Raw genomic sequence first — 20025 nt, 5'->3', positions numbered from 1 at the left:
CGGTGCCCGCGCTTCCTGAGGAAAGGTTTTTCCGCTTTTGGCAAAAAATTTCGAATTTCAATTAGGATTACGATTCTATCGCCCGAGCCATTGGGGTGCGCGCCGTTCCTTCCATGCGACTGCCGCTTCCGCGCAGTCCCGTGCCGCCTGATAGCTTTTGATCTGGGGGTAGGAGGCCGACAAGGCGTCAGGCAGCGAATGCCTCAGCCCGTCCAGTGCTGCCTCTTTGCCCGCTTGTGACACCAGTGGCGAGCATTCCAGCAGCTTCGCGATCCAGCGAGTGGTTTCCGCGGGCAATGCGCTGCGGTCGACGCAGGCATTGATCAGGCCAAATCGCAATGCGTCCTGCGCGGTCAGCGGTTCGCTGGCGATGATCATGGCCATGGCCACATGATGCGGAAGTTGCCGGATGGCGCGATGGACGACGCCGCAATGGTCGATGATGCCGGCCCGCGCCTCTGGCAGACGGAACACAGCGTCCTCGGCGGCGATGATGATGTCCGCGCACATGGCCAGCTCGAAACCAAGTCCCAGCACATGGCCCTGGACCGCGCAGATCAGGGGTTTGCGCAAGGCGTTCAGCCGCCCCCCTATGCCCGTCAGGCCGCCGCCGAAGGAAAGGCCGTCATGGCCCAGCGGTGGGTTCGCTATGTCTGCCCCGGCGCAAAAGGCCCTGTCGCCGGTGCCGGAGAGAACAGCGACCCGGATATCCGGGTCGCCGTCCACATGTTCCCAGGCATCGGCAAGTGCCCGGTCCATCTCATCATCAATGGCGTTGAGCGAGGCGGGCCGGTTAAGCCGTATCTCGGCAACATGGCCGCTGCGGTGAAACTCGACCGTTGGCACGGCGCTTCCCTCCCGGTCAGTGGGCCAGCATGCCAGCGTCGACCAGATGTTCCGAGGCAGTGATGTAGGATGATTCGTCCGAAGCCAGGAACAGCACGAGGTTCGACACTTCGGACGGATCGGCGATGCGGCCCAGCGGGATTTGGGCCAGCGCCTCGCCGCCGACTTCGTCGGTCGCCTCGACCATCATCGGCGTCTGGATGAAGCCGGGATGCACGGAGTTCACGCGGATATTATTTTTCCCATATTCCATGGCCGTGGCCTTGGTCATGCCGCGCACGGCGAACTTGCTCGCGACATAGGCCAGGCTGGGGAAGCCATAGTTCGCCGCCATGCCAGCGATGGAGGAGATGTTCACGATCGAGCCCTTATTGGCCTTCACCATCGTCGGCAGCACGGCCTGCATGCCGTAAAAGACCGAATGCTGGTTGACCGCGCAGACGAGTTGGTAGCTCTCTTCCGTCAGGTCGACCGTATTGGCCATCGGGCCGAGGATGCCGGCATTGTTGACGAGGATGTCGATCGTTCCGAAGGTTTCGACCGCCTTGGCGACGATGCGTGCCCAGTCGTCGGTCTTGGTCACGTCATGCGCCAGGAATATTGCCGCTTCGCCGATTTCCTTGGCCAAGGCCGTGCCCTTTTCGACGTTGAGGTCGGTGAGGACGAGTTTGGCGCCTTCACGCGCGAACATGCGGGCGTGGGATTCCCCCATGCCGCGAGCAGCCCCTGTGATGATGGCCACTTTGCCTGCCAGACGACCCATATGCTCTCCTTCGCGATTCTTCATTTGCCTAATGTTGGTTATTGAATATTCTTGGCGCGTAAATGTCAATAGGGTGGGATTGATCCGGCTGTTCCGGTGCCGGAGATTCAATACGAATATTCAAAAAAATATTACGTAAAAACAGTAATTTATGAAATTACTAAGGTTGTCTTTGCGGGGTACTCCTTGATGTCGCCTGCAATCGCCTCTTGCATCGTCAGGCTAATTTTGATTAGTTTCGTTTCAATGGCGGGGACGTCGACCCTGCAAGTGAGTTAAAAGCCGTTCGAACGCCGGTGCGACGGCTACGAAGGCAAAGCTGAGAGGATGAGGGATGCAGGGCAGAGCTGCGGTGATGGTGGAGAAAAACCGCCTCGAAACTTGGGACGTCGACATCCATGCGCCCGAGGCGGGTGGTGCGTTGGTCCGCACCATATTGGGCGGCGTATGCGGTAGCGACGTCCACATATTGAGCGGAGAGGCGGGCGAGATGCCTTTTCCGATCATCCTGGGCCATGAGGGCGTCGGACAGATCGAGCAGCTCGGCGCCGGTGTGTCGACCGACTATGCGGGCGTGCCGGTCAAGCCCGGCGACCTTGTCATCTGGTCGCCCATCGCGCTGTGCCACCGCTGCTATTCCTGCACCGTCCTCGAACAGACGCCGTGCGAGAACAGCCAATATTTCGAGGATGCGGCCAAGCCCAATTGGGGCAGCTATGCCGATTATGCCTGGCTGCCCAACAACATGCCCTTCTATCGCCTGCCGGACCATGCCCGGCCGGAGGCGGTCGCGGCACTGGGATGTGCCTTGCCGACGGTATTGCGCGGCTTCGACCGCTGCGGTCCGGTGCGGTTCGGCGACTCCGTCGTCGTTCAGGGGGCAGGGCCGGTGGGTCTGTCCGCCGCGCTGGTGGCGGCGCAGGCGGGCGCGCGCGAAGTGATCGTGATCGATGGCGCCCCGGCACGGCTGGAGGCTGCGAAGTCGCTCGGCGCGACGGCGACGGTGTCGCTCGACCTGCCCGCCGAGGAGCGCAAGCGGATGATTTACGACCGTGTCGGCCGTCAGGGTCCGGACATTGTCATCGAAGCGGCTGGCGCGCTGCCGGCCTTTCCCGAAGGCGTCGATCTCAGCGGCATTCACAGCCGCTACATCATATTGGGCCTGTGGGGTGCGATCGGCACGCAGCCGATTTCCCCGCGGGATCTGACGCTGAAGAATCTGACGGTCGGGGGTGCTTCCTTCCCGGCCCCCAAAAATTACTATCAGGCGATGCAATTTGCGGCGCGCGTTCAGGATGCGGTGCCGCTGGGCCAGCTCGTCAGCCATCGCTTCGGTATCCATCAGGCGGCCGAGGCCCTCCATGTCACGAAAACCGGCGTCGCCACCAAGGCGGTGATCGACCCGACCATCCGTTGAAAAGGAATGCGGCCATGAACACCGATCTGCTGACCCCGGCCCCCGCGAAGCCGCGCGTCGCCCTTCCTGATCATGTGCCGCCGGCACTGGTCCGGGACATCGATATCTACGGACTGGACGGCATAGAGGAGGGCTTTCACGAGGCATGGAAGCGCGTGCAGCAGCCCGGCACGCCGCCGCTGGTCTGGACGCCGCTGACCGGCGGCCATTGGGTCGCGACGCGCGGCGCGGTGATCGACGAGGTCTATCGCAGTCCCGACCGCTTCTCCAGCCGCGTCATCTGGGTGCCGCGTGAGGCGGGCGAGGCCTATGAGATGGTCCCGACCAAGATGGACCCGCCCGAGCATACGCCCTACCGCAAGGCGATCGACAAGGGGCTGAATCTGGCCCAGATTCGCAAGCTGGAGGCGGATGTGCGCGCCGTCGCGGTCGAGCTGATCGAGGGGTTCGCGGACAAGGGCGGGTGCGATTTCGCGCGGGATTATGCCGGGGTCTTTCCGGTCAAGGTGTTCCTGGCGCTCGCTGGCCTGCCGATGGACGATGCGCCGATGCTGAACGCGCTGGCCAAGGAGATGACGCGTCCTTCGGGCAACACGCCCGAGGAGCAGGGCCGGTCGCTGGAGGCCGCGAACAAGGGCTTTTTCGCCTATGTCGCGCCGATCATCGAGGAGCGGCGCGGCGGCACCGGAACCGACCTCATCACCATGATGGTGAACAGCGAGATCAACGGCCAGCCGATGCCGGAGGACAAGATGCTGGGTCTTGTCTCGCTGCTGCTGCTGGGCGGTCTCGATACGGTGGTCAATCTCCTCAGCTTCATGATGATCTATCTCGCTCGCCATCCCGAGACGGTGGAGGAATTGCGGTCCGACCCGATGAAGCTGCAACGCGGTGTCGAGGAGATGTTCCGCCGCTTCGCCGTGGTGTCCGACGCGCGCTATGTCGTGTCCGACATGGAATTTCACGGCACGCAGCTGAAGGCCGGTGACCTGATCCTGCTGCCCACGGCCCTGCACGGGCTGGACGACAGCGAGCATCCTGATCCGATGAAGGTCGACCTGTCGCGTCGCAATGTCGCCGCCCATTCCACCTTCGCCCAGGGGCCGCATCGCTGCGCCGGCATGCATCTGGCCCGGATGGAGGTGATCGTCACCTTGCAGGAATGGTTGGCCCGGATTCCGGGCTTCGCTATGGAAGAGGGCGCGGCGCCGACCTATCATGCAGGCATAGTCGCAGCCGTTGAAAATGTCCCTCTCGTCTGGAAAGTCTGATTCTCCCATGACCGTCACGATCGACCCGCACGATTTCCGCCGCATATTGGGTCACTATCCGACCGGCGTCTGCGCCATCACCGCGGTCCAGCCGGACGGCGTTCCCGCCGCCATGATCGTCGGCTCCTTCACCTCGGTATCGCTCGATCCGCCGCTGGTCGCCTTCTTCCCCGACAAGGGGTCGTCGAGCTGGCCGAAGATCGAAGCGGCGGGACGCTTTTGCGTCAATGTGCTGGGCGACGGGCAGGAGGGGCTTTGCCGCATCCTCGCGTCCAAGGACCCGAACAAGTTCGAGGGCGTGCCGCATCATCTCTCTGCGCTGGGGTCGCCGGTGCTGGATGGCGCGCTCGCCTGGATCGATTGCACCATCCACGCCGTGCACGAAGCGGGCGATCATCATATCGTGCTGGGCGCGGTGCATGCGCTCGACGCCCACCATCCCGGCGCGCCCCTGTTGTTCCACAAGGGCGCCTATGGCCGGGTCATGCCGATCTGATCCTGTTTGCCTGGGGCCGAAACTATCGGTCCCAGGCTGGTGAGCGATATCATCCCTCGACGGGGCTGCGCAGCGGAACGCGTCCTACCACCGTCAGACCGAAGCCCTCCAGTGCCGCGAGCTTGGCTTTGCTGGAGGTCAGCAGGGTCATCTGGCGCACGCCCAAATCCAGCAGGATTTGGGCGCCGATGCCGTAATCGCGGGTCGCATTGGTGTCGTGATAGGTCTTTCGCCCGCCCTTGATGCGTTGCGAAATGGAATCCGGGCTGGGATCGCGGACGAAAACGGCGACGGCCTGCCCCTCATGCGCGGCCATGGCCTGAAGGGCCTGCGGCACATATTCGGGGTGCGCCTGCGACCAGCCGAGCAGGTCGGCCGTCAGGTCCACCTGATGCACGCGGACCAGCGTTTCCCGATCGGGACGGACTTCGCCTTTCACCAGCGCGACATGTTCTCCACCGTCAATCTGGTTGCGATAGACATGGATGGTGAGGTCGCCGCCGTAGAAGCTGTGGAATGGCGCGCTGGCGACGCATTGCACCAGCTTTTCCGACCGGCGGCGATAGGCGATGAGGTCGGCGATGGTGCCGACCTTGAGGCCATGCTCTTTCGCAAAAACCAATAGCTCCGGCAGACGCGCCATGGTTCCATCGTCGTTCATCACCTCGCAGATGACGCCCGCTGGCGTGAGGCCCGCGAGGCGCGAGATGTCGACGGCCGCCTCCGTATGCCCGGCCCTGACCAGCACGCCGCCGTCGCGCGCCGTCAGCGGAAAGATATGGCCGGGCGAGACGATGTCGGCGGCGGTCTTGGTGGGATCGACCGCCACGGCGACGGTATGGGCGCGATCCTGCGCCGAAATGCCGGTGGTCACGCCTTCGCGGGCTTCGATCGATACGGTGAAGGCCGTGCCGTGGCCGGACTGGTTGTTGACCGTCATCGGCGGCAGTTTCAGATGCTCCGCCCGCGCCTGCGTCATGGCGAGGCAGATGAGGCCGCGTGCATGCTTCGCCATGAAATTGATCTGGCGCGGCGTCGCGAACTGGGCCGGGATGATGACATCGCCCTCATTTTCGCGGTCGTCGGCGTCGACCAAGATATAGGGGAGTCCGTCGATGGCATCCTGGATGATGTCTTCGATCGATGAGATGCCTTCGGTGCTCATTGTTTTTCTTTCCATTTGCCTGTTGGTTCAGGCTGCGCCCTTCGCCGCAGCGAGCTGTGCCAATGCCATGTCCTTGAGGATGTTCTTCTGCACCTTGCCGGTGCCGGTCTTGGGCAGTTCATTGTCGGCAATGAACCAGATATCCCGCGGCAGCTTGTAGCCCGCCACTTGCGGAGCGAGCCAGGCGAGCAGTTCTTCGGCGGTGAAGGACTGGCCATCGGCCAGCACGATCCAGGCACAACCGCATTCGCCCCAGCGATCATCAGGCATGCCGATGAAAAAGGCCTGTGCGATGGCCGGATGCGCGGTGACCAGCTGCTCCAGCTCCTTGGGGGAAACCAGTTCGCCCTTGCTCTTGTAGAGTTCCTTCGACCGCCCGGTCAGGAACAGATTGCCGTCGGGCCTGAACTGTCCAAGGTCGCCCGTGCGAATCCAGCCACCCGGAAGGAAGAGCTTCGCGCTTTCCTCCGGACGGCGGAAATAGCCGAGGCTGTTCATCGGTCCGCGGGTGCACAATTCGCCCGCGGCGCCGTGCGGCAGATCTTCACCGGTTTCCGGGTCGATCGTCTTGAACTCGCAAATCCTGCCGCCCAGCGCGGGGATTCCGGCTACACCGGCCTCGACAATGCAGCCCTGCGTTTCCGCGACGATCTCGATGGGATCGCCCGGCTTTGTGCACACGATGGTCGCGGTCACTTCGGTCTGGCCGTAGCTGGTGAAAATCTCCTCGCAGCCGAAGACCCGCTGTATCTCGCGCCAGACCCAGCTTGGCGTCGGGGCGGCGGCGCTGTGCACGGCGGTCAGGGAGGACAGATCGTAACTTTGCGTCTTCGCCTGCTCCATCATGGCGATCGTCATGGTCGGGACGCCCATGAGATAGGTCGCGCGGTGGCGCTCGGTCGCCGTCAGCAGGGCGTGCGGATCGAAACGGAGCAGGGGAATGATGGCGCCGCCGACGATCATCCCGGACAGCAGCCCCACGACAAGGCCGAAGGAATGATAGAGCGGCAGCGAGAAGACCGCGCGCCGGCCGTCTTCGAACGCCTGATGATAGGCGCCGGCATAAGCGGCCCGCAGCAGATTATCATGGGTCTGCATCACGCCCTTGGGCGATCCGGTCGTGCCGGAGGTGAACATGATGACGGCCGCATCATGGGGTTCGGCGCCCTGTTCGGGCAGCTCCCCGGCCGGTAGCGCATCGAAAAAATGCTGCGGCGCGTTGATGTCGTGCACCAAGCCCCGGCGCAATTCCGGCAGGGGTGCATAGTCGCCGGTCCGCCATCCCGGCATGCGCTCGTCCAGTTCCCGATCGAAGCGGCGGGAACCGAAGCCGGCCATGCTGACGAGCAGCGCGCATCCGGCTTCGCGGATGACATATTCCAGCTCCTTGGGGCCATAGAGCGTGTTGATCGCTACGGCGATGGCCCCGGTGCGCCAGATCGCGAAGAGCAGGGATACGGTAACGGGATAATTGGCCATCATCAGGCCCACCCGTTCGCCGCGCTGGATGCCGAGGGCCACGAGGCCTGCCGCGATCTGCCGGGATTGCGCCTCCACCGTGCCATAATCGAGCGTTTCGGCATCGGTGATGACGAGGGGGCGCGTGCCATAATCTTCGGCGGCGCGTCTGAGATAAGCGTCCAGCGTCATCTCCTGCCAGACAGGATGCCGGTCTGCCATGGCCTGGCGCCGCGCTGCGATGGACTCACTCACCGGTCGAAATCTCCTCTGCCTAATTTCTGTTATGATGCAAATTTACGCCATGTTCGTCAAGGGCGACGGTTTTTCGCTGTCGTTTCCCGTCTCTGCCTTCGATTTTAAAGGGAAAATGAAATATCATTTAAGTAGCAGATATAATGAGATAAAATAGCAATATTTGAGCGGATTTCCGACTTTCTTAGTGGCCGAAAATGGCCTCGTGGGCAGCTTTGCCGTGCGAAGGGGCTTGCCAAATCAGCCTAATTATAATTAGTTTAATTCCAAGAGATGCGATTTGGAGGCGAATATGGATGTGGGATTGGGGCTGACGTTCCAGAATCTGAACGACAAGGTCAGCGATATCGACGTGTTCCGTCACGAACTCTCGCTGGCGGCGCGCGCCGAAGATCAGGGCTTCGATTCCGTCTGGACGCCGGAGCATCATTTCACCGGCTATATGATGACGCCCAACGTGCCCCAGTTCCTGTCCTGGGTGGCGGGCCAGACCAAGCGGATCAAGCTCGGCACGACCGTCACCGTGTTGCCGTGGCAGAACCCGGTTCGCATCGCGGAAAGCTTCCTCCTGCTCGACCAGTTCTCCGAAGGGCGGGCAATTCTGGGCATTGGCCGGGGTCTGGGCAAGGAGGAGTTTGACGGCTTCGGCGTGCCCATGGGCGAGGCGCGCAAGCGTTTCCGCGAATATGCCGAAGCCCTGCTGGAAGCGCTGGAAACCGGCGTCATGGAATATGACGGCGACTATTTGAAGCAGCCCCGCGTCGAGCTGCGTCCGCGCCCCTATGCCAGCTATCGGGGTCGCGTGTTCGCCTCCGCCGTGTCGCCGGAATCGGTCAAGCTGATGGCCAATCTGGACGTCGGGCTGATGATCATCGCGCAGAAGCCCTGGGACCGGGTCGAGGAGGATATCACCAGCTATCGCGAGCGTTTCTTCGCGATGCAGGGCCGTCCCGCGCCCAAGCCGGTGGTCGTCGCCTTCGTCGCGGTCAATGAGGATGCGGCGAAGGCGCAGGAGATGCGCGATAAATATCTGGTCGAATATGCCCGCTCCACCTCCTCCTTCTATCAGTTCGGCAACAAGGAATTCGCGTCGATCGAAGGCTATGAATATTATGGCGCGCTGGCGGCCAGCGTGGAGAAGAACGGCATCGAGAAATTCAACAATTTCCTCGCCGATCTCCAGATATGGGGCCGCCCGGAAGAGGTGCTGGAAAAGCTGAAGGCGATGGTCGATCGCTTCGACGTGGGCAGCTTCATCATCTATACCCAGTTTGGCGACATGCCCTTCGAGGTGGGTCGGGAAAATTACGAGCTTTTTGCGCGCAAGGTCCTGCCCCATCTCAAGGATATCGATGTGTCCGCGCCGGTCGCTCCGGTCGGCGTGCAGACTTTGGCATGATGCGGCGGCCGATCAGGATCGGCGCCTTTTGAGAGGATGAGGACAGGATGACCGAGCCATTGCTCCTGTACGATGTGCGTGACGGGACGGCGTGGATTACGCTGAACCGGCCCGAAAAGCGCAACGCGTTGAGCGAGGAGTTGCAGGAGCAGCTGAATGCGATGCTGTGGGACGCTGATGAGGATGTTCGCGTCCATGCGGTGGTGCTGAAGGCTGCGGGGCCGGATTTCTGTTCGGGTTATGACCTGCAGAAATATGACCAGCCGATCCCCGGACAGGTCGATCACCGGCGCGGGCGGGCGAAGTTCGACGATGACAGCTGGCATCAGGAACGGGCGCAACGGCTGCGCATGGCGCTGTTCGACATGCACAAGCCGGTGATCGCGCAGGTCCATGGCCGTTGTCTGGCGGGAGGGACCGATCTGGCCCTGCTCTGCGACATGGTGATCTGCGCGGACGATGCGATCTTCGGCTTTCCGCCCGCGCGGTCGCAGGGGTCGCTGCCGAGCCATATGTGGCTCTATCTGGCGGGGCCGCAATGGGCGAAGCGATTGCTGCTGACCGGGGATTCCATTCGGGGCGAGGATGCGGCCCGGATCGGCCTGGCGCTCAAGGCCGTTCCCGCCGACCAGTTGGAGGCGGAGGTCGAAGCGCTCGCGGCGCGGCTGGCGCTGATCGATCCCGATCTGCTGAGCGCCAACAAGCGGATCGTCAACATCGGCCTCGAACTGATGGGCGCGCGCACCTTGCAGCGCATGGCGGCGGAAATGGATGCGCGGGGGCATCTGGCGGCGAGCCGGACGCGCTTCAACGAAACCGTGCGGACGCAGGGCCTCAAGGAAGCCGTGCGGCAACGCGACGAACCCTTTGGCGATCCGATCGTGAAGCTCTGATAGAAGGACGGGATGAGGCTATGATGGAAGGCGAAGGCTGGCGCTGCCTGTGGGATGCGAAGGCGATCCTGGGCGAAAGCACCATCTGGGACGATCGGGACGGCTGCATCTATTGGGTCGATATCGAAGCGCCGAGCGTCAACTGGTATCATCTGGAGAGCGGCGAGAAGGGCCGGTGGGACGCGCCAGCCTGGATCAGCGCCATCGCGCCGCGGGCAAGCGGCGGCTTCGTCGCCTCCTGCGCCGACGGTTTCGCCCATATCGATCCCCGGCGGGGGATTTACCAGCCCTTCATCCATCCCATCCCCAACCCGAAAGTCGCGCGCCTGAATGACGGCGTCACCGACCGCAAGGGGCGCTACTGGTCAGGGTCCTGCGATTCCAGCCAGTGGGACGAAAGCACCACGGCTGAGGATAAGGAAAGCACGCTTGGCAATTTCGAGGTCCGCAGCACGGGCGAACTCTACCGGCTCGATGCCGATGGAACGGTCAGCACGCAGGAACGCAATATCGTCACCGCCAATGGCCCGGCGTTCAGCCCCGATGGCAGGATCGCTTATGTGAACGATTCCATGCCGCTGGTGAGCTGGGCCTATGATTTGGCGGAGGATGGCACCCTGTCCAACCGCCGCGATTTCCTGACGTTCAAGCCGGAGGATGGCTATCCCGACGGCATGGCCGTCGATGTCGAAGGCTGTATCTGGATGGCCTTTTACGAAAGCTGGATGTTGCGTCGCTTTGCGCCGGATGCCACCTTATTGGAGGAGCGGCGCCTGCCGGTCCGGCGCGGTCTTCGCCCTGCCTTTGGCGGTACAGATTATAGTCGGCTGTTCCTGATCACCGGTTCGCAGGGTTTCACGCCCGAAATCTTCGCGCAGCAGCCGCTGGCCGGTGGTCTGTTCGAGATTCTCGATCCTCCCGCCGCAGGCGTCCCAAACACGCCTTTCGCCGGATAGGCTCGCCATAGGCGAAAGGACTGTATTTCGCTGAAATAGCGGTTAAGAGGGTTCATGGCACAAGCAGATAATGGCCGAACGCGCATTCTGGATTCCGCCGCCGCGATCCTGCGGCAAAAGGGGCTGGCCGGCGCCAAGCTGAGCGACATTGCAAAGGGGGCCGGCATGCTGGCCCCCAGCATCTATCATCATTTCCCGTCCAAGGACCATCTGGTCGAGGAAGTGATGATGGAGGGCATCTATCATAACAACCGCCACATCATGGCGCGCGTGGAAGGGCTGGGACCGGGGGCATCGCCGATGGTGCGCCTGCGCGCGGCGATTGTCGCGCATGTCGACTTCCTGTTGACGGGTGATGACTATTCCTCGGCTGTGTCGCGCGTGTTCGATGACTTGCCCGATGAGATGCGTCAGCGCGTGCTGGCGGCCTATTCCAGCTTTGATAACTACTGGCGCGATTTGATCGTCGCCGCTCAGGCCGACGGCAGCGGTGCCAAGGCTCTGGACGCCACTGTCGTTCGCAAGTTCCTGATTGCGATGCTCGATTCCTGCTCGTCCTGGTATCGTCCGGGAAAGCTGGGGCCTGCGCAGATTGCCGAACAGGCGGCCCATCTGCTTCTCCACGGGTTCGCGGTCGAACGTCCCTGACCTTTAGCCCATCTTATTCGTGACGATGTCTTTTCCGCCGGTGGCCGGCCTACTACACTATCTGCTGTATGATCGGGACGAGCGATCGTGCTGCGTCTATTTCACCGCGGATGTTTGATAGGCTTTCGGGTTGAAGGAGCGGGTTGTGTGGTTCAGCGGCACGGCCGCGTGGGCTATGTCGGCGCGGACCTGAGCGCGGCGGCGACAGCCCGGAACGTGTTGGCATCAGGACAGGCGGAAGCGAAGGCGACGCGGATTCGGCTTGCGGTTTCGATTACGCGGGCGGCGACTTTGAGGAGCCGCAGGCGCAGGGTGGCGAACTCGGCATTGGCAAGGGCTGCTGCTTTGGGGACAGCCTGCTGGATGCGCCACATCAACCAATAGGCAGCGGTGTGCAGAATGAGCCGCATCTGGTTGGCGTTGGCCGATCGGCACGAGGTGCGATCGCTGCTGAGCTGGCTCTTGTGCCGCTTGATCAGGTTTTCGGCCTGGCCCCGGGCGCAATAAAGGCTGTCGTAGATATGTTCGGCGGAGCCCTGTGCCAGGGAAGTGACGACGTAGCGGATATCCATGCCCAGGGTGCTGGCTTCAATCCGGGCGACGACGCGGCGCTGACACTTCCAGCTTTTCGCCCCATAGCGGATCTCGGCATAGCTACGCAGGACCACGCGCTGTTTCTCGGCACGCTTGACCGCACAGGCATCGGCGGCGGCGACGATGTCAGGGTTGGCGCGCAGGGCATCAAGGCCGTCAGCGTCTTCGTAGCCGCAGGCGATCGCCAGGATCCGCGCCCGCAGGATATCATCGAGCTTATGGGTGACCCGCGAAGGATCGCGCGGATCGGCAATGCAGGCCGCGAGCTGCCGGCAGATACCCATTGCGCGCTCGGCCTGAGCCAGCAGCAGAACCCCACCGTCCGAGGTCAACCGGCCTCCATCGAAGGCGCCTGCCACTTTCTTGCGCGACACTGCTGGAAACGAAATCACCGCCGCACTATCGTCGCTCCCGGCGGGAGTGGCCTGTGGCATTTTTTGCCTCGCTGCAGGTTGGTCTAGACATCCAATTTCCTACAGCAAGCCAAGCGCTTAGGCCACTCCCGTCAACCCCTCACATCCAACCTCATGAATAAGGCGGGCTAGGCGCGTACTGCGCGCATCGCTTTTTCAGGCACAAAAAAAGGGGTGAGAGATCGATGATCTCCCGCCCCTTTTTGCGTTGCGATCCGAAGATCAGGCGACCGCCGCCTCACTCACCGCTTCGCGCGTGCCCGGCAGCTTCACGCGGGGGGCGACTTCCTTGGCGAGCAGTTCGAGCGAATAGAACCAGGGCGACGGATCGTCATAATAGTCATGGGCTTCGACCTGGAGCGTGCCCCAACCGCCGCATTGTTCGAACAGCGTGTTGAGCTTGTCGACGACGGTGTCGGGCGAGCCGACGACGAAGACATTATCGACCAGGAATTCGAGGTCGGCGTCCTTGGGATCGATGCCGGCGTCCTTGGCGAAGCCATCCATCATGCCGAAGCGGTGCCAGATCGGGATCAGATATTTGTTGAAGCAATAACCGATCGGCCCCTCCATCACGAGCCGCTTGGCCTCTGCATCCGTATCCGCGCAGAAGACGGTCTGCGAGACGGCATGGCGCTGGCGGTTCGGTGTGAAGCCTGCCTTGATATTGGCCTCCGAATAGATTTCCCAGTGACGCTTGAGCGCGTCGAGGCCGGAGAAGATCGATACCGGCTTGAAGTTGCGTTCGCCTGCGAGCTTCATCGATGGCGAATTCTGGCTGAACCCGGTGACGGCGAATTCGGGAAAGGCGCCGTTCCAGGGCGAGAAATCGGCCAGCATATGCTGTTCGTCTTCCTCGGTTTCCGCCGGGGTTTCCTCGGGAAAGCCGGCGTCCCAATATTTGCCCTCGTAGAAAAAGGGCTCGCGCTTCCAGATCTTCTCCATGATGGTGAGGGATTCGCGCACCATGTCGTTCAGCATCTGCGGCTCCGCTTCCCTGATGCCGTGCATGTAGGAGGCCTGCGGATAGGCGCCGGCGCCGATGCCCATGAAATAGCGGCCTTCCAGAATCTGCGACAGCCAGCCGACCATGATGGCGAGCTTGGCGGGATGCTGGTGGGGCAGGATGTGCGCCATCGGAGCGAATTTGATCTGGCTGGTCTGCAACGCGGCGGCGGCCATGATGAGTTCGGGGTTGGGGATATTCTCCCAGATCTGCGAGGCATGCTCGGAAATCATCATCGAGGTGAAGCCTGCCTTGTCGCAGGCCACGCTGTTCTGAACGCCCCATTCGAAGGTCTGCCGCGCCGTTCGGCCCGGGCGCATATAGGGGTGGAAGATGAGGCCGGTTTCCATCGCCATGAAAGTCTCTCCTTGAGCGTAATCGCAACGAGCCGATGGCTGCCGTCTTTGGGCGGCATATGGGCCAGGGCTGTCTAACGGTGATTAGGGATAATCCAGCGCGGGAATTTAAGTCAAGTGTATTTCGCGTCTGGGGTAGGGTTTTGGCCCGGCGCGCAGAGGCTGTGAGCGCGGTGCGTCGACATATTGTGCCGAAATGCCGCTAAAATTCTTGCAATATGCCCACTTTTCTGCGATCGGTTTCGGCGGTTGGGAAGGGGCGGTTTCTGGAAATATATTTTTCAGCCCGCCTTCAATGCCGGGTATTTCTAAAACAGATGTAATAAGGAATGTGGGTGGCGGGCATGGATAACCAGCTGGAGGATGGGGCGGCGACCGAAAGTCTCGACGGCAAGACCCGCCTCATCCTCGCCGGTGAGCGGCTGTTTGCGAAGGGAGGCATCCATGGTGCCTCGATGCGCGAGATTGCCGCACAGGCCGGGCAGGGTAATCACGCGGCGGTGCAATATCATTTCGGATCGCGTGAGGGACTGGTGCGCGCCATCTTCGACTTTCGCATGGATCAGATGGAGGACGCGCGCGGCACCCTGTTGCGCCGGGCGGAAGCAGGCGGGCGGCTGAAGGATGCGCGCACCATATTGGAGATCATCCTGCTGCCGCAGCTCGACCTTCAGGACGCCGATGGCAACCATAGCTATGCCAGCTTCCTCAGCCAGTATCTGCTGCAAAGCCGTTCTCCGGAATTTGGCGATTTCAGCGGATCGGAGCCGCCCCATCTGACCCGCGCGCTCCATCTGCTGCGCGATCGGGTCGATTATCTGCCGCCGCATGTCGCGCAGCGGCGGCTCATCAGCATCAGTCTCATGTTCCTCAACATACTGGTCCGCCATCATGGCACGGACGGGGAGATGTTCGGGGAGACGTTCGAGGAAGCGCTGGAGGACACGATGGAGCAGATCGTGGCCGTCATGTGCATGCCGCTGAGGCTTGGGCCAGCATAGACCTGAAGCCATATCCATAGGAGAGAGAAAATGCGGATCAAGGACATGCCCGCCGTCGTGACCGGCGGCGCATCGGGATTGGGGGAGGCGACCGCGCGGGCGCTGCGTGACGCGGGGGCCAGAGTCGCGATCTTCGACGTGAATGCCGAGCGCGGCGAAGCACTGGCGGCCGAGATCGGCGCCCTGTTCTGCGCCGTCGATGTCACCGACGAGGCATCGGTCGACGCTGCCTTTGCCAGGGCGCGCGATGCGCAGGGGCAGGAGCGCATTCTCGTCAACTGCGCGGGCATTGCGTCGGGCGAAAAGACGGCCAGCCGCGACAGGGAAAGCGGCACCCCCGTCGCCCACCGCATCGCGGCCTTCATGCGCACCGTGAGCATCAATCTGGTGGGAACCTTTGCCTGTATCGCCAAATCGGCGGCGGGCATGCTGACGCTTGATCCGCTCGAGGATGGCGAGCGGGGCGTCATCATCAACACCGCTTCCGTCGCCGCCGAGGATGGGCAGATCGGCCAGGCCGCTTATGCCGCCTCGAAGGCCGGGGTGAAGGGCATGACCCTGCCGATCGCCCGCGATCTCATGGGCGACGGCATTCGCTGCAACGTCATCCTGCCGGGGATATTGGGCACCCCGATGCTGGCCGGGCTACCGCAGAATGTTCAGGATTCGCTGGCCGCGACGGTGCCCTTTCCCAAGCGTCTGGGAAAGCCGGAGGAATATGCCGAGACCGTGCTGTTCTTGATCGGCAATGGCTACATGAACGGCGCTTCGGTGCGCCTTGACGGCGCGCTGCGCATGACGCCGCGGTGAGAGGTGAGATTATGGAACCGATCTACATATTGTCGGGCGTTCGTACCGCCATCGGCGATTTCGGCGGCAGCCTGAAGGACATTCCGCCCGCTCGCCTCGGCACGCTGGTCATTGCAGAGGCCGTGCGGCGCGCGGGACTGGAGCCTGATGCGGTGCAGCATGTCGTCATGGGCAATGTCATTCCCAGCGAACCCAAGGATGCCTATCTCGCCCGCGTCGCTGCGGTCGAGGCGGGCGTGCCTGTCGAAGCGCCCGCGCTGACGCTCAACCGGCTGTGCGGATCGGGTGTCCAGGCCATCATTTCCGCCGCGCAGATGATCGCGCTGGGGGAATGCGGTATTGCCGTGGCCGGGGGCGCCGAATCGATGACGCGCTCGCCCTATCATATGGCTGCCGCGCGCTTCGGACAGAAAATGGGCGATGCCGTCATGGTCGACGCGCTGACGGCTGTGCTTTCCGACCCGTTCGAAGGCATGCATATGGGCGTGACGGCGGAGAATGTGGCCGCCGACCATCACATCACGCGCGAGATGCAGGACGAACTGGCGGTACTCAGCCACCAGCGTGCGGCGACTGCGCAGGCGGAAGGACGCTTCAGGGAGCAGATCCTGCCCGTCGAGATCAGGAGCCGCAAAGGCGTGCAACTGTTCGACACGGACGAGCATGTCCGCGGTGGCGCGAATGTGGAGGATATGGGCAAGCTCAAGGCCGTGTTTCAGAAGGGTGGCACGGTCACGGCCGGCAATGCGTCCGGCATCAATGATGGCGCGGCGGCGCTGGTTCTCGCCTCGCAGGCGGCGGTCAGGGAAAAGGGGTTGAAGCCCAGAGCCAGCATATTGGGATGGGGCCATGCCGGGGTCCAGCCCGATCGCATGGGCATCGGGCCGGTCAAGGCCGTGCCGATCGCGCTGGAGCGGGCTGGCGTGACGCTCGATCAGGTCGATGTCATCGAATCGAACGAAGCCTTTGCGGCGCAGGCCTGTGCCGTCGCCCATCTGCTCGGCTTCGATCCCGAGAAGGTCAATCCCAACGGGTCCGGCATTTCGCTGGGCCATCCGGTCGGTGCGACGGGCGCGATTTTGACGGTCAAGGCTCTCTATGAGTTGGAGCGGATTGCGGGGCACTATGGCCTTGTCACCATGTGCATCGGTGGTGGGCAGGGGATCGCCATGGTCATCGAGCGGGTGATCGACTGAAAGCCTTCTGCCCGCCGCCTCACCGGCGGCGGGCAGGCTGCCATCCTATTTGCTGGGGAGGGCAAAGGCGACGATCTGATCGCCCAATTTACTGCCCAGCAGCTTGTTTCCTCCGGCCGAGATGACGACGAATTGCCGCCCGCTGCGCGCGGATAGGTAGGTCATCGGCATTGCCTGTCCGCCAGCGGGCAGGCGTGCGGTCCACAGCAGGCGTCCTGTTGTGCTCTGGAAGGCGCGGATCGCCCGGTCCTGCGTCGCGCCGATGAAAGTCAGTCCTCCGGCGGTCGAGATGGCGCCGCCCGTATTGGGCATGCCCGTCTGCAGCGGCAGGTGGGACGCGATGCCCCGGGGGCCTGCGTCGCGCGTCGTGCCCAGCGTCTTGGCCCACAGCAACTTGCCCGTGCGGATGTCGATGGAAGCGATCCGGCCGAAGGGCGGCTGGTTGCACGGAGCGCCCAAGGGCGAGAGGAAAGGCTTGCTGGCGGCGGCATAGGGCGTGCCCATCTGCGCCATGACGGCGAAATTTCCCTTGCCTCCGGGGTAGACCGGTTCCACGCCCATCGCGTCGGCCTGCCTGCGCGGGATCAGACGGGTGTAATTGGGCACATGGCTCATATTGACGATCAGCCGGCCCGTGCGCTTGTCCACGGTCGGGCCGGCTCAGTTGGTGCCGTCCAGATAGCTGTGATGGCGCGCTTGTCTCGGGCCAGAGCATGATTGTCAGGACGCCCACCGGGAGCAGGCTCATCGCCACGGCGCCGGTCAACGCGGGCCGTCGCGACAGCCTGTCGCTCAGGCGCTGAGGAAGGAAGAGCAGGCCGAACAGCAGCGGCAGCTTTCAACCTGCCAGCAATCCTTGTAGCGACGTTGGTTTTACTGAATCTGAGCGTCCAACTTTCTTTCTATCCGGCAAAAGGCAACCTTCCGCTTTCGGCCAGACTCGCGGGGAAAAGGAGCCAAATTTAATGGCCGCTTTGGAGCATAGCGAATTCGCGCGGGAATGACGACAAAGGGTCGACAACGGGTCGACAACGGGTCGGCATGGCAAGGTGGCGACTTTCGGCACCGTGCAGGGGTGCCCGTAGAGGCGGCTGACGCACTATATCGGCGGAAAGGTTGAAACGGGCGGGGCCACAGGGCAAGAGGTATTGCATGGCAACACTTCTTGACTGGGGAAACGTAGACGCGGCTGCCGCTCAGATTGAGAAGACTCTCAATCTCGAAACCCGGCGGGAAGCGTTCTCCCTCCTCTGCGTGACATCACTACTACGCATCGACTTCGATGAGGCGAGGGGCTCGATCACCGATGGAGGAGAGGACAGGGGCGTTGACGCGGTCTATCTCGACGAGCGCTTCGGGCTCCGTGTGATCCATCTCTTCCAGTTCAAGTGCCACAGCAAATTCAACGGCAGCAACCGCAACTTCCCGTCGACTGAGATTGACAAACTCCTTGCCTTCATCGGGGACTGCTTCGGACAGGTCGACGGCTTTCTCGACACATGCAATCCGCTGCTGCGGCAGAAGGTGTTGGACATCTGGGACTTTGTGAATTCGGGGGCGTGCAAGGTCGAAGTCCACCTTTGCTCCAATGGGGAGCGGCTCATCCCCGACCACAAGGCTCGCTTTGAATCATCGCTTGCTCGGTTCAAGTTCTTCCAGCTCCACGAAGCCGATCTCGATTCCCTGTCTGACACGGTCTCCCACCGGACAGCGACAGAGCGGGAGATCCACCTCCGGATCGTGGAGGAACAGGTTTATGAGCGCACGGACGGCAACGTGCGGGCTGTCATCGGAACGGTCTGCGGCGACGAATTTATCGCGGCGCTGACAGATCCCACCAAGCCGACGCAGCTCGACCCCGATCTGTTTGAGGAGAACGTCCGCGTCTACCTTGGTGAACAGAACGACATAAACCGGCGCATCTACGATACCGCCGTGTCCAACGAAGCCGGAATGTTCTGGTATTTCAACAATGGCATTACGATTGTCTGCGAACGGTTCAGTTATCAGCCTGGCTTCAAGAATGCGCCATTGCGCCTCCTGAATCCTCAGGTGGTGAACGGTGGCCAGACCTCGCACGCGCTCTTCCAGGCATCGCGAACCAGCTTCGCTTCCGTGCAGCGCGTTCGGCTTCTCGTCCGCATTATTGAGACGCAAGACAAGAGCCTCTATGCGAAGGTCGCCGAGGCAACGAACAGCCAGACGCCGATACGAAGCCGCGACCTGAGATCGAACGATCCCGTACTCGTTCGCCTCGAGGCGTCGCTGCTGAAGCACGAGTGGCATCTGGATCGAAAGCGCGACCAGCATTCTAAGATCGACGAAAGCAAACGCATAGATGCCCTGAAGCTCGGGCAGGTCTGGTTAGCCTACGTCCGCGCTGAACCTGATAAGGCGAAGACGGCTTCGGATCGAATATTCGGAGAGTATTTCCCGCTGGTCTTCGATCCTTCTGAGATGGATGCGAAGCGCGTGATAGCGGTGTGGAGCCTCTACACCGAGATCGAGAAGCATCGCCGCGCCAAGCTGCAGGAAGCGCGTAGGGCATCAAAGCTGGTCGCGGAGCAGGAAATCGAATCTGCTTGGATCGTCGAGGGGTTGTATCATCTGGCCTTCGCAGTCAGAAAACTCGCGGACCGCGCCAACATCGACATCTTCGATTTCGACCAGGTCAGCCCTCTAATCCCCGAGGCGGAGCGGCGGTTGGCCGAGTTCGTCAAGGACCGCCCGAATATCTCGACCTACCGCCTCTTCAGAAATGCGGCCACGAAACAGAACCTGTTTCGAGCCTCGCTCAACGAGCAACCCCAGCAACTTAGCCTCCTCTAGTCCGTCGAGCCATGTCTGTCGTCGGTAACGCTGGCTAACGGCGCAAGCTGGAAGTTGGCATTGCCGACGCCTCCACCTGAGGCGAACGGCAGTTCCCAGCATATTCGGCCATTCGCGCCTGACCACTGAACGGCGGAAGATGGTCGACGGCGGGATGGCGGCAACGCGCGCCCAGAGCCGTCGTTCTCGGACAAGGACAGGCTTCCCAAAATTGGTCATTACTGCAGGCAATGGTCAAGCTACCGTTATTGTT

At 62.2% G+C, this 20025-nt stretch carries 18 protein-coding genes; 11 read left to right on the top strand and 7 right to left on the bottom strand.

Annotation, left to right across the window (positions count from 1 at the left end):
• Positions 1-75: 75 nt before the first annotated feature.
• Both HUK73_RS16850 and HUK73_RS16845 read right to left on the bottom strand, forming a co-directional pair.
• On the bottom strand, positions 76-846 hold the full coding sequence (locus HUK73_RS16850; RefSeq protein ID WP_176593177.1) for an enoyl-CoA hydratase-related protein: 771 nt from the start codon (positions 844-846) through the stop codon (positions 76-78).
• Positions 847-862: 16 nt separating this feature from the next.
• Positions 863-1609 (bottom strand): SDR family NAD(P)-dependent oxidoreductase, encoded by a 747-nt coding sequence (locus HUK73_RS16845; RefSeq protein ID WP_176593176.1) that lies wholly within the window; start codon positions 1607-1609, stop codon positions 863-865.
• Positions 1610-1943: 334 nt separating this feature from the next.
• Here HUK73_RS16845 and HUK73_RS16840 point away from each other — a divergent pair, with 334 nt between their 5' ends.
• The 3 genes from HUK73_RS16840 to HUK73_RS16830 are packed head-to-tail and all read left to right on the top strand — an operon-like array spanning position 1944 to position 4793.
• Positions 1944-3026 carry a zinc-binding dehydrogenase gene (locus HUK73_RS16840; RefSeq protein WP_066562727.1) on the top strand — a complete coding sequence of 361 codons (1083 nt, stop codon included), beginning with the start codon at positions 1944-1946 and terminating at the stop codon, positions 3024-3026.
• Positions 3027-3040: 14 nt separating this feature from the next.
• A complete protein-coding gene (locus HUK73_RS16835; RefSeq protein WP_176593175.1) occupies positions 3041-4297 on the top strand; it encodes a cytochrome P450 in 1257 nt (418 codons plus the stop codon).
• A gap of 7 nt (positions 4298-4304) precedes the next feature.
• On the top strand, positions 4305-4793 hold the full coding sequence (locus HUK73_RS16830) for a flavin reductase family protein (protein ID WP_176593174.1): 489 nt from the start codon (positions 4305-4307) through the stop codon (positions 4791-4793).
• A gap of 49 nt (positions 4794-4842) precedes the next feature.
• Here HUK73_RS16830 and ribB read toward each other — a convergent pair whose 3' ends face one another.
• Positions 4843-5958 (bottom strand): 3,4-dihydroxy-2-butanone-4-phosphate synthase, encoded by a 1116-nt coding sequence (gene ribB, locus HUK73_RS16825; RefSeq protein ID WP_176593173.1) that lies wholly within the window; start codon positions 5956-5958, stop codon positions 4843-4845.
• Between the two features lie 27 nt (positions 5959-5985).
• Positions 5986-7671, bottom strand: a complete 1686-nt coding sequence (locus tag HUK73_RS16820) for a class I adenylate-forming enzyme family protein (RefSeq protein WP_369805544.1) — start codon at positions 7669-7671, stop codon at positions 5986-5988.
• A gap of 292 nt (positions 7672-7963) precedes the next feature.
• Between HUK73_RS16820 and HUK73_RS16815 the strand changes: the two genes are divergently transcribed.
• From HUK73_RS16815 to HUK73_RS16800, 4 genes are read left to right on the top strand one after another with little or no spacing between them, the layout of a single operon-like run.
• Positions 7964-9070 carry an LLM class flavin-dependent oxidoreductase gene (locus HUK73_RS16815; protein WP_176593172.1) on the top strand — a complete coding sequence of 369 codons (1107 nt, stop codon included), beginning with the start codon at positions 7964-7966 and terminating at the stop codon, positions 9068-9070.
• Between the two features lie 47 nt (positions 9071-9117).
• A complete protein-coding gene (locus HUK73_RS16810) occupies positions 9118-9963 on the top strand; it encodes a crotonase/enoyl-CoA hydratase family protein (protein ID WP_176593171.1) in 846 nt (281 codons plus the stop codon).
• 20 nt (positions 9964-9983) lie between these two features.
• Positions 9984-10919 carry an SMP-30/gluconolactonase/LRE family protein gene (locus tag HUK73_RS16805; RefSeq protein ID WP_176593170.1) on the top strand — a complete coding sequence of 312 codons (936 nt, stop codon included), beginning with the start codon at positions 9984-9986 and terminating at the stop codon, positions 10917-10919.
• Between the two features lie 54 nt (positions 10920-10973).
• Entirely contained in the window at positions 10974-11567 is a 594-nt protein-coding gene (locus HUK73_RS16800) for a TetR/AcrR family transcriptional regulator (protein ID WP_176593169.1), read from the top strand.
• A gap of 173 nt (positions 11568-11740) precedes the next feature.
• On the opposite strand, the gene HUK73_RS16795 is transcribed toward HUK73_RS16800, so the two are convergent.
• Entirely contained in the window at positions 11741-12595 is an 855-nt protein-coding gene (locus tag HUK73_RS16795; protein ID WP_176593168.1) for a transposase, read from the bottom strand.
• A gap of 201 nt (positions 12596-12796) precedes the next feature.
• Positions 12797-13936: an LLM class flavin-dependent oxidoreductase gene (locus HUK73_RS16790; RefSeq protein ID WP_066562704.1), complete on the bottom strand. Its 1140-nt coding sequence runs from the start codon at positions 13934-13936 to the stop codon at positions 12797-12799.
• Positions 13937-14280: 344 nt separating this feature from the next.
• Between HUK73_RS16790 and HUK73_RS16785 the strand changes: the two genes are divergently transcribed.
• Genes HUK73_RS16785 through bktB form a run of 3 tightly spaced genes read left to right on the top strand, consistent with a single transcriptional unit; the run spans position 14281 to position 16943 of the window.
• Complete coding sequence (locus HUK73_RS16785) at positions 14281-14937, top strand: TetR/AcrR family transcriptional regulator (RefSeq protein ID WP_176593275.1); 657 nt, start codon at positions 14281-14283, stop codon at positions 14935-14937.
• A gap of 30 nt (positions 14938-14967) precedes the next feature.
• Positions 14968-15747, top strand: coding sequence for an SDR family NAD(P)-dependent oxidoreductase (locus HUK73_RS16780; protein ID WP_176593167.1), 780 nt, complete (start codon positions 14968-14970; stop codon positions 15745-15747).
• Positions 15748-15758: 11 nt separating this feature from the next.
• On the top strand, positions 15759-16943 hold the full coding sequence (gene bktB, locus HUK73_RS16775; RefSeq protein ID WP_176593166.1) for a beta-ketothiolase BktB: 1185 nt from the start codon (positions 15759-15761) through the stop codon (positions 16941-16943).
• 45 nt (positions 16944-16988) lie between these two features.
• Here bktB and HUK73_RS16770 read toward each other — a convergent pair whose 3' ends face one another.
• Positions 16989-17591 (bottom strand): PQQ-binding-like beta-propeller repeat protein, encoded by a 603-nt coding sequence (locus tag HUK73_RS16770; RefSeq protein ID WP_176593165.1) that lies wholly within the window; start codon positions 17589-17591, stop codon positions 16989-16991.
• Positions 17592-18095: 504 nt separating this feature from the next.
• Here HUK73_RS16770 and HUK73_RS16765 point away from each other — a divergent pair.
• A complete protein-coding gene (locus HUK73_RS16765) occupies positions 18096-19772 on the top strand; it encodes an AIPR family protein (RefSeq protein WP_176593164.1) in 1677 nt (558 codons plus the stop codon).
• Positions 19773-20025: the final 253 nt, after the last annotated feature.

Source organism: Sphingobium sp. EM0848 (genome assembly GCF_013375555.1).
Classification (GTDB): Bacteria; Pseudomonadota; Alphaproteobacteria; order Sphingomonadales; family Sphingomonadaceae; genus Sphingobium.
The sequence above is the reverse complement of the archived record's forward strand: the minus strand, read 5'-3'. Positions and strand labels throughout refer to the sequence as shown.